The 14,237-nt window shown below is 56.5% G+C and carries 13 protein-coding genes and 1 tRNA gene; 11 read left to right on the plus strand and 3 right to left on the minus strand.

Features of this window, described 5'->3' with window-relative positions; all coding sequences use genetic code 11:
• The 3 genes from AC2TEM_RS13725 (at position 1) to rplT (ending at position 2,314) form a co-directional block, all read left to right on the plus strand.
• Entirely contained in the window at positions 1–1,551 is a 1,551-nt protein-coding gene (locus AC2TEM_RS13725; protein WP_170423587.1) for an alanine/glycine:cation symporter family protein, read from the plus strand.
• A 182-nt stretch (positions 1,552–1,733) separates the two neighbouring features.
• Positions 1,734–1,934 (plus strand): 50S ribosomal protein L35, encoded by a 201-nt coding sequence (gene rpmI / locus AC2TEM_RS13730; RefSeq protein ID WP_010443552.1) that lies wholly within the window; start codon positions 1,734–1,736, stop codon positions 1,932–1,934.
• 14 nt (positions 1,935–1,948) lie between these two features.
• Positions 1,949–2,314 carry a 50S ribosomal protein L20 gene (gene rplT / locus AC2TEM_RS13735; RefSeq protein WP_008756009.1) on the plus strand — a complete coding sequence of 122 codons (366 nt, stop codon included), beginning with the start codon at positions 1,949–1,951 and terminating at the stop codon, positions 2,312–2,314.
• Between the two features lie 331 nt (positions 2,315–2,645).
• Here the strand turns inward: rplT and AC2TEM_RS13740 are convergent.
• Positions 2,646–2,735 (minus strand) — tRNA-Ser (locus AC2TEM_RS13740).
• A 304-nt stretch (positions 2,736–3,039) separates the two neighbouring features.
• Between AC2TEM_RS13740 and AC2TEM_RS13745 the strand changes: the two genes are divergently transcribed.
• Both AC2TEM_RS13745 and AC2TEM_RS13750 read left to right on the plus strand, forming a co-directional pair.
• The gene (locus tag AC2TEM_RS13745) at positions 3,040–3,996 is read left to right on the plus strand and encodes a FecR family protein (RefSeq protein WP_480790319.1); all 957 of its coding nucleotides are present in this window, start codon (positions 3,040–3,042) and stop codon (positions 3,994–3,996) included.
• 162 nt (positions 3,997–4,158) lie between these two features.
• A complete protein-coding gene (locus tag AC2TEM_RS13750) occupies positions 4,159–6,279 on the plus strand; it encodes a CHASE2 domain-containing protein (RefSeq protein WP_480790318.1) in 2,121 nt (706 codons plus the stop codon).
• Positions 6,280–6,499: 220 nt separating this feature from the next.
• Here the strand turns inward: AC2TEM_RS13750 and hemC are convergent, their stop codons facing one another.
• Positions 6,500–7,456 (minus strand): hydroxymethylbilane synthase, encoded by a 957-nt coding sequence (gene hemC, locus AC2TEM_RS13755; protein ID WP_170423591.1) that lies wholly within the window; start codon positions 7,454–7,456, stop codon positions 6,500–6,502.
• 107 nt (positions 7,457–7,563) lie between these two features.
• Here hemC and hemE point away from each other — a divergent pair, with 107 nt between their 5' ends.
• Positions 7,564–8,598: a uroporphyrinogen decarboxylase gene (gene hemE, locus AC2TEM_RS13760; protein ID WP_170423593.1), complete on the plus strand. Its 1,035-nt coding sequence runs from the start codon at positions 7,564–7,566 to the stop codon at positions 8,596–8,598.
• 58 nt (positions 8,599–8,656) lie between these two features.
• On the opposite strand, the gene AC2TEM_RS13765 is transcribed toward hemE, so the two are convergent.
• Positions 8,657–9,751: a CaiB/BaiF CoA transferase family protein gene (locus AC2TEM_RS13765; protein WP_170423595.1), complete on the minus strand. Its 1,095-nt coding sequence runs from the start codon at positions 9,749–9,751 to the stop codon at positions 8,657–8,659.
• 154 nt (positions 9,752–9,905) lie between these two features.
• Between AC2TEM_RS13765 and AC2TEM_RS13770 the strand changes: the two genes are divergently transcribed.
• From AC2TEM_RS13770 to AC2TEM_RS13790, 5 genes are all read left to right on the plus strand, one after another.
• Complete coding sequence (locus AC2TEM_RS13770; RefSeq protein WP_170423597.1) at positions 9,906–10,421, plus strand: SRPBCC family protein; 516 nt, start codon at positions 9,906–9,908, stop codon at positions 10,419–10,421.
• A gap of 91 nt (positions 10,422–10,512) precedes the next feature.
• Positions 10,513–11,442 (plus strand): ABC transporter ATP-binding protein, encoded by a 930-nt coding sequence (locus AC2TEM_RS13775; RefSeq protein ID WP_170395599.1) that lies wholly within the window; start codon positions 10,513–10,515, stop codon positions 11,440–11,442.
• The gene (locus AC2TEM_RS13780; protein WP_170395601.1) at positions 11,439–12,200 is read left to right on the plus strand and encodes an ABC transporter permease; all 762 of its coding nucleotides are present in this window, start codon (positions 11,439–11,441) and stop codon (positions 12,198–12,200) included. Before AC2TEM_RS13775 ends, AC2TEM_RS13780 begins: the two co-directional genes overlap by 4 nt.
• A gap of 104 nt (positions 12,201–12,304) precedes the next feature.
• Positions 12,305–13,102: a S49 family peptidase gene (locus AC2TEM_RS13785; RefSeq protein WP_170423599.1), complete on the plus strand. Its 798-nt coding sequence runs from the start codon at positions 12,305–12,307 to the stop codon at positions 13,100–13,102.
• Between the two features lie 168 nt (positions 13,103–13,270).
• Positions 13,271–14,233: a calcium/sodium antiporter gene (locus AC2TEM_RS13790; protein WP_170423601.1), complete on the plus strand. Its 963-nt coding sequence runs from the start codon at positions 13,271–13,273 to the stop codon at positions 14,231–14,233.
• Positions 14,234–14,237: the final 4 nt, after the last annotated feature.

Below are 14,237 nucleotides of genomic sequence, written 5' to 3' on the forward strand. Positions count from 1 at the left end.
ATGAATATTCAGAACAAACTGAGTCTGGCAGCACTTGCCGCTCTGGTTGCGAGCCCCGCTGCCGCACAGGAGGCGGTCGGGTTGGACGATAAAATTAACCAGGCCTTCGCTGATTTCACAGGTCCTTTCGTCAGCTTTATCTTTGCTCCGTTTCCAGGCACCGGCTTCCCATGGATCGTGGGTTGGTTGGTGGTCGCGGCGACCGTCTTCACGCTTTACTTTGCCTTCGTGCAACTGCGTTTCTTCAGCCACGCGATCAGCCTTGTGAAAGGTGACTATTCTGACCCCAATGATGCGGGTGAAGTTAGCCACTTTCAGGCGCTGGCAACGGCGCTGTCCGGTACAGTTGGCCTCGGTAATATTGCCGGTGTTGCGGTCGCCGTCGGTATCGGCGGGCCAGGTGCAACTTTCTGGATGATTGTCGCGGGCCTGTTGGGCATGGCGTCGAAATTCACCGAATGTACGCTGGGTGTGAAGTACCGCAACGAATATGATGACGGCACCGTTTCTGGTGGTCCAATGTATTATATGTCGAAAGGGTTCAACGAACTGGGCCTGCCGGGCGGTAAAATTCTGGCCGTTCTGTTCTCGATCTTCTGCATCCTTGGCGCGCTTGGTGGGGGCAATATGTTCCAGGCCAATCAGGCGCATCAGCAGATCGCAGGCATCGTCGGAGATTACCCGGGCTGGATCACTGGCCTGGTCTTTGCAGGCATCGTCTTTGCAGTGATCGTGGGCGGCCTGAAATCCATCGCGCGCGTGACTGAGAAAGTCGTTCCTTTCATGGGCGTGATGTATGTGGCCGCGGCTCTGGTGATCATTCTGATGAACGCGGATCAGATCGGTTGGGCCTTTGGCCAAATCTTCGCGGGAGCCTTCACCGGTCTTGGTGTTGCTGGCGGTATGGTCGGCGCATTGATCCAGGGCTTCCGGCGTGCGGCGTTCTCGAACGAAGCGGGCGTTGGTTCAGCGGCGATTGCCCACTCGGCGGTTCGCACCAAAGAACCGATCACCGAAGGGTTCGTGTCGCTGCTGGAGCCGTTCATTGATACGGTTGTGATCTGTACCATGACCGCGTTGGTGATCATCATCACGCAGCAGCTGATCGTCGATCCGGAGACCGGAAACTATATGCTGAACGAAGCCGGTAATGCCATCGCAACGGTTGACGGAAACTCGGGTGTCAGCCTGACTTCAGCCGCCTTTGGCAGCGCGTTCAGTTGGTTCCCTTACGTTTTGGCAATCGCAGTAGTTCTGTTCGCCTTCTCGACCATGATCAGCTGGTCCTACTACGGCCTCAAGGCCTGGACCTACCTGTTCGGTGAGGGTCACACCAAGGAACTGGTGTTCAAGGTCATCTTCTGCATCTTCGTAGTCATCGGTGCAGCGGCCAACCTTGGCCCCGTTATCGACTTCTCGGATGCGGCGATCTTTGCCATGGCGGTTGTGAACGTCTTCGCGCTCTACTTCTTGATGAAAGTGGTACGTCAGGAACTGGCGTCTTATGCAGAGCGTTTGAAGAGCGGTGAAATCCGCAAATTCGAACATTAATCCAAACCACCGGGGCGGCGCGCGTCGCCCCGGTGCCTAGCCAGCCTGCAAAAAGCGCAGATTCTGGCCCAAACCCCCTTGCCAGTATGACCGAACTTGCGTAAACGGCGCTTCTGATCGCGTGACCGGCCGAGATGGCATGCCGAGTCGCGTTTGAAACCGAACCCCGAAAGGAGACGGAAATGCCTAAGATGAAGACAAAGTCGAGCGCCAAAAAGCGCTTTAAGGTGACTGCGACCGGTAAGGTCCTTGCTGGCCAGGCCGGCAAACGGCACGGCATGATCAAGCGGACCAAGAAATTCATCCGCGACGCCCGTGGCAACACCACCCTGTCCGCCCCCGACGCCAAGATCGTCAAGGGCTACATGCCCTACGACCGCTAAGAGGAGATTAAGAGATGTCCCGCGTTAAAGGTGGAACCGTAACTCACGCCCGTCACAAGAAGGTCATCAAGGCTGCCAAAGGTTACTATGGCCGCCGCAAGAGCACCTTCAAGGTTGCCCGTCAGGCCGTAGACAAGGCCAACCAGTACGCAACCCGCGACCGCAAGAACCGCAAGCGCAACTTCCGCGCGCTGTGGATCCAGCGTATCAACGCCGCTGTCCGTTCGCATGACGAGGCACTGACATATTCCCGCTTCATTAACGGCCTGAACCTGGCCGGTATCGAAGTGGACCGCAAAGTTCTGGCCGACCTGGCTGTGCACGAACCGGAAGCGTTCGGCGCGATCGTCGCCAAAGCACAGGCCGCGCTGGCTGCCTGAACCTCTTTCGAGAGACAGTGAATGAAAGGCCGTCCCAGTTGGGACGGCCTTTTTTTGAATCCGTAACGGGTGTCGATTGCGCCAGTTTGCCAAATTGAGCTTTCTAGGGCGACGAAGATAGATATCTCACCGCCTCCAACATCCTGGGCTGAATTGTACTGCAGACAACGCACCAAGCTCCGGCATCAGGGTGCAATGGTTGATGCGAGCGATCCAATCCGCCTTGAGAAATGGTAGTGTGCAACGCCCGTGAAATGCCGTGAATTCAGTGGGATGATTTTATGAGATCGTTCAGACCATGGCAGGCATCGCAGGTGATGCCCGGTATGGGTGGCGGAGACGAAGGGATTCGAACCCTCGAGACGGTTTCCCGCCTACTCCCTTAGCAGGGGAGCGCCTTCGACCACTCGGCCACGTCTCCGCTGGCCGGTATATCCTTGCCTGTCATCCAGATACAAGGCGATTTTCTATGTCTGGAAAATTTTTCTGAATACCGATGATCAAACCCACAAGAAGGAGCGCTGGGGCTACCGAAAGCAGGGGTGCGAAACCCCCGAAATGCTGAAAAACATGCAAAACCTTGCCAACTCCACCTGTTCTGGCGCATATTTGTCTAGTTTTAAGGCTCTAATAACTATTCAGATTTAGCTTTCTGAGGCGACAGATATCGGGCGTGGGGTGTTTGGCACCCTGGTAGGTACCTTTTGGGGGAAGGGGACTTGGGTTTGGCCTGGTTGAAATTGTTTTGTGTTTTCTTGGTTCTAGCGACGCTGCCTGCGTCGGCCATCGCATCAATCGGAAAAGTGCTCAGTGCTAAACCGGGCGCGGATATTATCCGGGCCGGTAAAAAGATACGCTTGCGTGAAGGGATGGATGTTGTTTCAGGCGATACTATTTCGACCGACAGATCAGGCGTGGTTCAATTGGTGTTCGTAGATGAAACCAAGATCGCGGTTGGTCCGAACGCTCGAATGATCCTGGATGTCTCGATGCTGCGAGGCAATAGGAAGGCAAAAAACTTCACCGTGCAGGCGCTGGGCGGCAGTTTCCGTTTCATTTCGGGCAAAAGCAGAAAGCGCGCTTATTCGATCAAAACGCCCGATGCCACCATGGCCGTGCGGGGAACGACATTTGATATGTGGATTACATCCGGCAGCCAAAGCGCGATGCTGGTTATCGAGGGCACCGTTCAGATGTGCGGCCGACGCGGGTCGTGCCGGTCGGCAAGCCGACAGTGCAGTCTCTTTGCGACCGGTTCGGGCGGTCAGGTGGGGCGCCCGGTAGATCAGGAGCAGTATGACAAAGCGCTAAAAGGTGGTTTCCCCTTCATACGCTCGCAAACGCAACTGCTGCCACCGTTTCGGGTGAGTGCCGAAGGGTGCTCGGGCAGACAGGCTCAGGCCCTAAAGATTGAATCTGAAAGGCCAGAGCGGCGTGAAGCGCGGCGGCAAACGGAACAAGGTCGTTCTGAGGTGTCGGCGGCCCGCGAAAGCGGGCGATCCGAAGCGCCAGACCGGGCCTCAGCCAGCGCCGAAGGGCGTTCCGGGACATCAGCGCGCGCAGGTGTAAGCGCCTCGGGTGAAACGAGAACATCCGTAAACGCATCCAGTGGAGATAGCGGTGGATCGGGTGTCAGGGCAACGGCGACGGCAGGTAACGCTTCAGCGATAGCTGGTTGGTAGCATCAGGTTACATATATTTTCATGTTCCCCTGCGCCTGGAAGGTGAACGTGGTGGGTAAGATAAGAGACAAAATTGGGCATCGATTAGTATTCAGGCTTGTAGGCTTGGGGCTGATCTTGATGGGCTGCTTCATTAGGGTCGCGGATCCGTATCCCGTTCAAATGTCCAGATTGATTTACTTCGATATCCTGCAGCGGATTTCACCACGGGCCTACAACCCGGATCTGCCGGTCCGCGTAGTAGATATTGATGAAAGGTCTCTGGCAGAATGGGGCCAATGGCCATGGCCTCGTACCCTGTTGGGTCAGATGGTCGAACGATTGGGCGAATACGGTGCCGCTGCGATTGCCTTTGATATGCTGTTTGCCGAGCCCGACCGATACTCTCCGATGCGACTGTTGCAAGACCCGACCTTGTCCGGACTATTGCAGGTGGATCAGGCCGCGATCGATCTGGACAATGACGTCAGATTTGGGGACGAAGTTGCGAAATGGCCAGTGGTTCTGGGTGTGGCAGCCCGGCAAACCGATAGCGGTTCGGCCATTGTACCGAAGGCGGGGTTAGTCGAAATCGGAGAGAACCCCGCAGCTGGCCTTGTCAGCGTTGCCCACTGGACCTCTCTGGCGCCGCCATTGGGGGAAGAAGCGGGCGGGATCGGGGGTGTTAATGTTTCGCCCCAAGGAAGTTTGGGTGTGGTGCGACGGGTCCCTGTGCTTTGGTCCGGGCCTAACGGTGTATTACCTGCGCTTGGGGTTGAAGCCCTGCGGGTGGCCATGGGCGAATCCGTTTATTTTGCCGAAGGATCGCAGGACGAGATCGGCATCATGCTTGAGGTTGGTCTGGGTGATTTTGTGCTGCCGACCACCGAGAATGGCGAGATTTGGGTGCGTTACAGGCGGGACAATCCTGGCCTCTATCTGTCGGCCGATGATGTCATGCGTAGCGGTAGTGATCCAACGCTTCAGTCAGAGATAGAAGGACGGATCATTCTGGTCGGCACCTCTGCGGCGGGCCTGTTCGATATGCGCGAAACGGCACTGGGTGAATCTGTTCCCGGTGTTTCGATTCACGCCCAGATTATCGAACAGATCATCCTTGGCGATGTGCTGAGCAGATCGGATGTTACCTCTGCACTTGAGCTGCTGGCGTTCGTGATCCTGGGTGTCGTTGTCACAGTGGTCATGTCCAACTATGGGGCGGTCGCTTCTTTTGCTGCAGGCGGTGTTGCCGCATCGGCCGTAATTGCCATCAGTTGGTTGGCGTTCCAGAACCAGTCGGTTCTGTTTGATGCGACCTTCCCTTTGGCCGGAGGTATGGCCAATTTCGGGCTTCTGGCCGGGTACCTCTTTGTTTCGACCGAGCGGGAGAAGCGGGTGATCCGCCAGACTTTCTCGCATTATGTCGCACCGGAAATCCTCGATGAGATGGAGGCCAATGGGCATCAACTGCAATTGGGAGGTGAATCTCAGGAGATCACGGTGATGTTTTCGGACATTCGGGGCTTCACGCCATTGTCCGAGTCTGTATCAGCCACCGATCTGGTGGCCCTGCTGAATGCGCTGTTCTCAGAGATCGGGGATCAGATTCTGGTCGAGCGTGGAACGATCGACAAGTTCATCGGCGATGCGGTTATGGCTTTTTGGAATGCACCGCTGCCCGTGGATGACCACCCGTGCCGCGCTGCCTTGGCCGCGCTGAAGATGCGCGGCGCGCTAGATAAGTTCAACACTTTGCCCATCATGCGCGGGCGTCCTCCCATCGCACTGGCGACAGGCTGCGCAACCGGAGCCGCCTGCGTCGGCAATATCGGCTCGCGGCGCCGGTTCAATTACACAGTAATCGGAGATGTGGTGAATGTGGCAGCGCGGATCGAACAAAACTGCCGACATGTGGATTATGATATTCTAGTCTCAGACTCTATTCGCCGTGTCACCAATTCTGATCTTGCGCTGCTAGAGGCGGGCTTCGTGGATTTGAAAGGTAAAAGCGAGCCAGAGCCTGTTTATGTACTGGTCGGAGATCGGGAAGTTGCAGGCAGTGCATCGTTTCAAAAGCTGCAGACCGCACACATAGGTCTACTAGAGGCGATACGCGCACGGGAGTCACAGACCGTAGTCGCTGGATTGTGCAAGGAATGTGCCAAGCATGCGATGGCGGTTGAGCCAGGTTTGGCATCATTCTATCGCGCGCTACCGGGGCGCATGGCGGATTTCCGATCAGAGGTGCTTCATGCGCGACCGGTGTTTAGTCATCATCATGGTCTGCGCGAAGGTGCAGAGTAAGTACTTCGCCATATGCTTTGGAAAAGAGAACGGGGCGCTGTTGAAAATCAACTGCGCCCCGCCGGAAGTATCAATCTCGCCCCCTCGAATACCATCTAAAACAACACGGGCTAAAACTTTCGATATATTCGAGATCGACCTTCTATCCCTATATTTAACGAATTCGGCGGGGTAGACAGTGAAGAAGTTCACATTACCCTGAAATTGTTTAAATTTTTTCTTAGCGCCAGTCGAAAAACCCTGGTCCGGCCTGTTTCAGCAGAGAGGCGGCCATTGTCTGACCCAGTTTTGCTCCATCTTCGAGCGCCCCGGTGGCTTCTTCGCTGATCGCCTCGGAACCGTCCGGGCGCAGAACTTCTCCTCGCAAAGCAAGTTGGCCATCCTGAACTTGCGCCAAACCGGCGATCGGTGTTTCGCATGAGCCATCCAGCCCGGCCAGCAGGCTGCGTTCAGCCGCAAGGCGTTGGCTTGTTTCGACATGATGAATCGCCGCCAGCATCTCGGCGGTGCGGTTATCGTCGCTGCGCCGTTCAATGCCGATGGTGCCCTGCGCAATGGCAGGTAGCATGTCATCAGGTGATATGGCAGTCGCGGGGACGTCTTTCATATCCAAGCGGCGCAATCCGGCCATGGCCAAAAAGGTACAATCGGCCACGCCATCGGCCAGCTTCTTCAGGCGAGTCTGAACATTGCCGCGAAACTCGACCACTTTCAGATCGGGCCGCCGATTCAGCAACTGCGCCCGGCGTCGCAACGATGAAGTCCCGACAACTGCGCCCTCTGGCAGATCGTGAATCGAACTCAGAGTCGGCGAGATAAACGCGTCGCGCACATCTTCGCGCGGCAGGAATGTATCCAGCACCAGCCCGTCAGGCTGTTCGACGGGCATGTCCTTGGTCGAATGTACGGCGATGTCGATCTCACCTTTCAGCATCGCCTCTTCGATTTCCTTGGTGAACAGACCCTTGTTGCCAATCTCTTTCAACGGCCGGTCCGCGTCGATCATGGCGCGGTTGTCACCGGTGGTCTTGATTACCACGATCTCAAACGCGTCCTCAGGCAGGTCGAAAGCGGCGCCAAGTCTTTGACGGGTTTCATAGGCCTGCGCCAGCGCCAGCGGAGATCCACGGGTGCCGATTTTCAGAGGCGATGCGGGGGTAGGCAATATCAGACTCATGTGCACAGCTTTAGTCGCGTCACATTGCCCTGACAATGGGGGCAGAGCTTGACAAATTGCCACTGAGGGCCGACGCGTTGCACCAAACCGGAACACTGGGGGCACGAATGGCCGAGACAAAGAAATTGCTACGGGCGCTGGCGGGGGAAGTGCAGGATGTGCCGCCGATCTGGATGATGCGACAGGCCGGGAGGTATTTGCCTGAATATCGTGCAACGCGCGCACAGGCCGGAGATTTCCTGTCTCTTTGCTATAACCCCGAGCTTGCCGCCGAAGTCACCCTTCAGCCCATTCGCCGCTACGGCTTTGATGCCGCGATCCTGTTTGCTGATATCCTGCTTGTGCCGCAGGCGCTGGGTGCGGATTTGTGGTTTGTCACCGGCGAAGGTCCTCGCCTTTCGACAATTACACGGCAGTCGGAGTTTGATGCGCTGAAGCCGGTTGATGCAATTCATGAGACGCTTTCTCCGGTGTATGAAACCGTGCGCATCCTTTCTCGCGAGCTTCCTTCTGAGACTACTTTGATTGGCTTTGCTGGCGCGCCCTGGACAGTGGCGACCTACATGATCGCCGGACGGGGCACCCCGGATCAGGGGCCAGCCCATGCACTGCGCGAAGAAAACACTGCGCTGTTCGAGGCGCTGTTGGATCGGATCACGGCCGCGACAATTGAATACTTGTCAGCTCAGATCGAAGCTGGGGCCGAGGTTGTCAAAATATTTGATAGTTGGGCAGGATCATTGAAGGGCGAAGCGTTTCAGAAATACGCCGTAGAACCCTGTCGCGAGATTACTGCCGCCATAAAGGCCCGCCATCCGGGCATTCCCGTGATAGGTTTCCCACGCGAAGCGGATCAGGGTTACATCGGTTTCGCCAAGGCCACCGGTGTGGATTGTGTCGCGCTGGACAATTCTGTGTCGCCCGAATGGGCTGCTGCGAATGTGCAAGTCGATGGGTGTGTGCAGGGCAATCTGGCTTCATCGAATATGGTGACAGGCGGGCAAGCGCTTGTCGATGAGACGCGGCGGATTGTCGAAGCCTTCTCAAAAGGACCGCATATCTTCAATTTGGGTCATGGTATTACGCCAGATGCGGACCCTGAGAACGTTCAATTGATGATCGATACGGTGCGCGGGCGGTAAGCCTGGCGAGGGGGCCAGCCCCCTCTTGGCCTGCGGCCAATTCACCCCCGAGGTATTTTTAGCCAGATGAAGCGGGAGGAAGTTCGTTCAAAATCTCATTTGTATGCTCTCCGCGTTTGGGGCTGGGCCGCGGTTGCCAGTTGTAGGTTGAGAATCTAGGAGCGGCTGCGGCTTGACGTGTTTCGTCGTGGTCGACCCATGTTTGGCGAGCCGAATTCATGGGGTGATCTCGTGCTTCTTGTGGACTTAGGACCGGCGCAACGCAGGCGTCTGTCCCCTGGAATAGCGCCGCCCATTCGTCGCGCGGTTTTCTGGCAAAGATTTCGCTCAACCGTTCCGTCAGGTTGGGCCAAGCGGTCTGGTCGTATTGCTGAGCGAACTCCGCATCATCGCTGAGCCCGAGGATGTCCAGGAAGTGAGCATAGAATTTTGGCTCTAGACACTGAACTGAGATGAAGCCGCCATCTGCGCAGGCGTAGGTTCGGCTCCAATGCGGTCCGTCAAGCAGGCTTTGACCTCGGGTGTCGGACAGGTTGCCGGTTTGGCGCAGGCTCATCAGCAAATTCATCATGTGTGCCGAGCCATCGTAGATGGCGGCGTCCACCACCGAGCCTTTGCCTGTGCTTCGGGCATTCAAAAGCCCGGCGAGCAGACCTGCAACCAGATACATCGCACCACCGCCGATATCCCCGACTAGTGTTGCGGGCGTCAAAGGCGGTTGGCCGGGCGGCGACGCGTAGGATAAAGCCCCTGAAAGGGCGATATAGTTGAGATCATGGCCCGCTGTCTCAGAAAGTGGGCTATGCTGCCCCCAGCCTGTCATTCGGCCATAGACCAGCTTTGGGTTCAGGTGATGACAGTCTTCCGGCCCCAGCCCCAGCTTTTCCATCACGCCGGGACGAAAACCCTCGATCAGCGCATCAGCCGTTGCGATCAGCCGTTTTGCAACGCTAAGGTCCTGCGGGTCTTTGAGGTCCAGCGCAATTGATCGTTTGCCGCGATCCAGCAGCGAACGTTCAGGCATACCCGGAGTGACGGCGGACCCTTTGCGATGGATGGTAATGATATCGGCGCCCATATCCGCCAGCAGCATGGCCGCGAAGGGGGCTGGGCCCAGCCCTTCGATTTCGATGATGCGTATGCCGTGCAGCATGTCTTCCTCCTGCGGCGCAAGGTTTCTGTTGGGCGGAACGAATGCAAGCGAAGAATCCCGATCCAGTGCCTTAGTTTGTGCAAACTGGTTGCCTGCATCGATGTTTCAGGGCTAGGTCTTTGTGGTCTGCCGTAGGATAAAAAGAGGTTGAGAGATGCAGTTAAGCGATACCCGTGAAATTCAGGCGCCGCCTGCCGCCGTTTACGCTGCGTTGCTGGACCCTGAAGTATTGAAAGCTTGCATCAGCGGCGCGCAGGAGATTACCGGCGATCCAACCGAGGGGTATAATGCGACCGTGGTGCAAAAGGTTGGCCCTGTGAAGGCGACTTTCAAAGGCACTGTGACCATGTCCGACATGGTTGAGCCTGAACGCCTGACCATCGCTGGTGAGGGCAAGGGGGGCGCCGCAGGCTTTGCCAAGGGAAGCGCAGATGTAACCTTCGCGCCCAGCGAGGCTGGTGGCACCCTTCTGACCTACGAGGTCGAGGCTAAGGTGGGTGGCAAACTGGCTCAGCTGGGCAGCCGCCTGATTGATGGGTTTGCCAAGAAGATGGCCGATCAGTTCTTCGCCAATCTTCAAGAATATTTCGAAGGTCCGCCACCGCAAGAAGACGCTGCCGAAGAAGAGACCAAGTCAGGCTGGCTAGGTCGCCTGACGGGACGAGACTGAACCCTGCGCACACGCGCATGGCACTGTGCGGAATTGGACTGTTCGACGATGGTCCGTCACGATAGGTTGCGGGGTCAGAACGAGGGTACGCATGACGACCATATTGTCGATCCGGGATTTGCGGAAGTCTTATGCCGATGGGTTTGAGGCGCTGAAAGGTGTGTCTCTGGACATTGAAGAAGGTGAGATTCTAGCGCTGTTGGGCCCCAATGGGGCGGGTAAAACAACGCTGATCTCGACTGTGTGCGGTATTACCACGCCGACTTCGGGCTCGGTCACCGTAGGTGGCCATGACATCCAGACCGAGTATCGCGCAGCCCGCAAGATGATTGGGCTGGTGCCGCAGGAAATCGCGCTGGAACCGTTCGAGAAGGTCTGGAACACTGTCCGCTTTTCGCGCGGGCTGTTCGGTCATAGCGGAGACAACGCTAGGATCGAGGAAATCCTGCGCAAGCTGTCCCTATGGGACAAACGCCGAAACGCAATCAAGGAACTATCCGGAGGCATGAAGCGACGTGTGCTGATCGCGAAAGCCTTGGCGCATGAGCCAAGGGTGCTGTTTCTGGATGAACCCACCGCCGGCGTAGATGTCGAGCTACGTAAGGACATGTGGGAGATCGTGGCCGAATTGAAGCAGGCTGGTGTCACCATCATCCTGACCACTCACTACATCGAGGAAGCCGAGGCAATCGCCGACCGTGTGGGTGTCATCGACAAGGGTGAGCTTTTGCTCGTGCAGGACAAAGACACATTAATGGCGCAGATGGGCAAAAAGCAGATTGAGGTCATGTTGACCGAGCCCATTTTATCCGTTCCCGACGTTCTGTCCGATCATCAACTGACGCTCAACGGTGCAGGCGATGCGCTGATCTATACTTACGACACCAATGCCGAGCGCACGGGCATCACCACTCTTCTCAATGATGTTGCACAGGCCGGTTTAGTGCTGCGTGATGTGCAGACGCGGCAATCGAGCCTTGAAGAGATTTTCGTCAACCTCGTGTCCGGAGAACCCGCATGAACTGGTCCGCTATTACTGCCATCTACCGGTTTGAAATGGCCCGGTTCTTTCGCACACTGGCGCAGAGTTTTTTGTCTCCGGTCCTGTCGACCTCGCTTTATTTCGTGGTGTTTGGCACTGCCATCGGCAGTCGCATTCAAGAGATCGAAGGCGTGTCCTATGGGGCCTTCATTGTGCCGGGTCTGATCATGTTGTCCGTAGTGATGCTGTCAATCTCGAACGCGTCCTTTGGCATCTACTTCCCCAAATTCTTGGGTACGATTTATGAGTTACTTTCAGCCCCCATAAATTTCATCGAGATTGTGATTGGCTATGTGGGCGCGGCCGCAACTAAGGCACTGTTTGTAGGTCTTGTCATTCTCGCCACTGCGACGTTCTTTGTGGACATTCGCATTGAACACCCGTTTGCCATGGCGGCTTTCCTGATCCTGTCCTGCCTCAGCTTTTCCTTGCTGGGTTTCATCGTGGGTATCTGGGCGGGTAATTTTGAACAGATGTCGCTTGTCCCCCAGCTTGTTGTGACGCCCCTGATTTTTCTGGGTGGGACGTTTTACTCGATCTCGATGCTACCTCCGCTTTGGCAGACGATCACTCTTTTCAACCCCGTGGTTTATCTGATTTCCGGGTTCCGCTGGTCATTCTACGGTATCGCAGATGTCCCGATATTTTGGAGCCTTCTGGCCATACTGGCCTTCACCGGAATATGCCTCGCGATCATTGGCTGGATCTTCAAAACCGGTTGGCGCATCCGCAGCTAGTGCGTTGCATTTTTGCCCATCAGGTGTGTGAAATTGGTTCACGTCGCGTTTATGGCGCTTCGGGTCTCTTGTTTACGGCTCCGGCGCGCTCTACATCGGCTTCCATGAAACTCAGCCTGCCCTTCATGAAAAAGCCGCCACTTGTGGCCGTTGTTCGCCTGTCCGGTGCCATTGGAATGGCCGGGCGAGGGTCGATGAACGCGACCGCTCTGGCACCGGTGTTGGAGAAAGCCTTTCGCAAGGGCAAGCCCGCTGCGGTTGCGCTGGAGATCAATTCGCCGGGCGGCTCCCCCGTTCAAAGCTCATTGATCGGTGCGCGTATCCAGCGACTGGCGGAAGAGCTTAAGATCCCTGTTTACGCTTTCGTCGAAGACGTGGCGGCTTCGGGTGGATATTGGTTGGCGGTTTCAGCGGATGAGATTTGGGCCGATGACAGTTCGGTTCTGGGGTCGATCGGCGTGATATCGTCGGGATTTGGCGCGCATGTTTTTCTGGCACGTCAGGGCTTTGAACGACGCGTACATACTGCGGGTCAGTCGAAATCAATGCTCGACCCGTTTGCTCCGGAAAAGAAAGAAGACATTGCACGGCTCAAAGTGCTGCTGGGCGATATCCACGAGAATTTCATAACCCATGTGAAATCTCGCCGGGACGGCAAGCTGGACAGCAGCGCTGATCTGTTCAATGGCGAGGTCTGGCTGGCCCGTCGCGCGCAACAGCTGGGCCTGATCGATGGTATTGCCCATCTGAAGCCCAAGATGCAGGAGAAGTTTGGCGACAAAGTCAGGTTCCGCCGCTATGGCCTGCGCAAACCGATCTGGTCGCGCTTCGGCGCGACGCTGGCGCAGGATGCCATAGCCGGTATTGAGGAGCGCGCTGCCTACGCGCGTTTCGGGTTGTAGAGTGATCATCAAAGCAGTCACCTTGTTCCTGATCGCCATGGGCGTTCTGGCGATGTTCGGCAAGCTACGCTTTCCTGGACAGAAACGATTGAGTTCTGCGAAATGTCCGCGTTGTGGGCGGTTTAGGATCGGCAAAGGCCCGTGTCCTTGCGAAGAAGGAGGCCGTGGATGACGGCATGGCTGTTCTCCGGCCTCGGGCTGCTGATCCTGTTGTTGGCAGGCGACGCGCTGGTGCGAGGGGCCGTGAACCTCAGCCTGCGGTTGGGGGTTCCCGCCCTGATCGTCAGCCTGACAATAGTTGCCTTTGGAACTTCGGCCCCTGAGCTGCTGATTGCAATCAGCGCCATCAAGGAAAACGCGCCGGGCATTGCGTTGGGTAACGTGGTGGGCTCGAATACAGCGAATATCTTGCTGGTTCTGGGATTGCCCGCGCTTCTGGCGACCTTGCACACAAGTGAGTGCGACAGCCGCAAGAACTACATCTTCATGCTTCTGGCGTCGGTGTTATTTATCGGGTTGGCTTTTTGCGGGGTCTTTAATCTGCTCAGCGGGGCAATTTTGCTGGCTGCGTTGGCTCTGATCCTCGGCAACGCGTTTCGCGAAGCACATGCGCACCGTAAAGCCTGTGGTGAAGCTTGTGCCGATGAGGACGAGCTTGAGGGTCTTGAGGAAGCAGATCCTGACATGCCCTATTGGAAGGTGGCGATCTACCTGATCCTCGGCTTGGTCGGCCTGCCAATGGGTGCGCATCTGCTGGTCGAAAATGCGACCGTCATTGCCCGGAACTATGGTGTGAGCGAAACAGTGATCGGCCTTACGCTGATCGCGGTGGGTACGTCCCTGCCGGAACTGTCGACAACCGTCATGGCTGCCCTGAGGCGACAAGCGGATGTGGCACTGGGTAACGTCATCGGATCGAACATGTTCAATCTGCTGGCCATTGTCGGCATTACGACCTTGTTTGGGCGTATTCCCGTCGATCCTGAATTCCTGCGTTTCGATCTGTGGGTGATGCTCGGCGCGTCGCTCTTGTTGGTTCCTTTTGTGTTCTTCAAGAAAGATATCACACGCGTCTGGGGCCTGATCTTGACAGCGCTCTATGTGATCTATGTTGCAAGCCTGTTAGCCTGACCTG

It is taken from the genome of Ruegeria sp. HKCCD3925 (genome assembly GCF_057221175.1).

What these genes read in the sequence shown, in the direction of transcription:
- rplT (WP_008756009.1), top strand. Translation starts at nt 1,949, where the DNA reads ATGTCCCGCGTTAAAGGTGGAACCGTAACTCACGCCCGTCACAAGAAG.
- AC2TEM_RS13790 (WP_170423601.1), top strand. Translation starts at nt 13,271, where the DNA reads ATGACGGCATGGCTGTTCTCCGGCCTCGGGCTGCTGATCCTGTTGTTG.
- AC2TEM_RS13780 (WP_170395601.1), top strand. Translation starts at nt 11,439, where the DNA reads ATGAACTGGTCCGCTATTACTGCCATCTACCGGTTTGAAATGGCCCGG.
- AC2TEM_RS13765 (WP_170423595.1), bottom strand. Translation starts at nt 9,751, where the DNA reads ATGCTGCACGGCATACGCATCATCGAAATCGAAGGGCTGGGCCCAGCC.
- AC2TEM_RS13785 (WP_170423599.1), top strand. Translation starts at nt 12,305, where the DNA reads ATGAAACTCAGCCTGCCCTTCATGAAAAAGCCGCCACTTGTGGCCGTT.
- AC2TEM_RS13775 (WP_170395599.1), top strand. Translation starts at nt 10,513, where the DNA reads ATGACGACCATATTGTCGATCCGGGATTTGCGGAAGTCTTATGCCGAT.
- AC2TEM_RS13770 (WP_170423597.1), top strand. Translation starts at nt 9,906, where the DNA reads ATGCAGTTAAGCGATACCCGTGAAATTCAGGCGCCGCCTGCCGCCGTT.
- rpmI (WP_010443552.1), top strand. Translation starts at nt 1,734, where the DNA reads ATGCCTAAGATGAAGACAAAGTCGAGCGCCAAAAAGCGCTTTAAGGTG.
- hemE (WP_170423593.1), top strand. Translation starts at nt 7,564, where the DNA reads ATGGCCGAGACAAAGAAATTGCTACGGGCGCTGGCGGGGGAAGTGCAG.
- hemC (WP_170423591.1), bottom strand. Translation starts at nt 7,456, where the DNA reads ATGAGTCTGATATTGCCTACCCCCGCATCGCCTCTGAAAATCGGCACC.
- AC2TEM_RS13750 (WP_480790318.1), top strand. Translation starts at nt 4,159, where the DNA reads ATGTCCAGATTGATTTACTTCGATATCCTGCAGCGGATTTCACCACGG.
- AC2TEM_RS13725 (WP_170423587.1), top strand. Translation starts at nt 1, where the DNA reads ATGAATATTCAGAACAAACTGAGTCTGGCAGCACTTGCCGCTCTGGTT.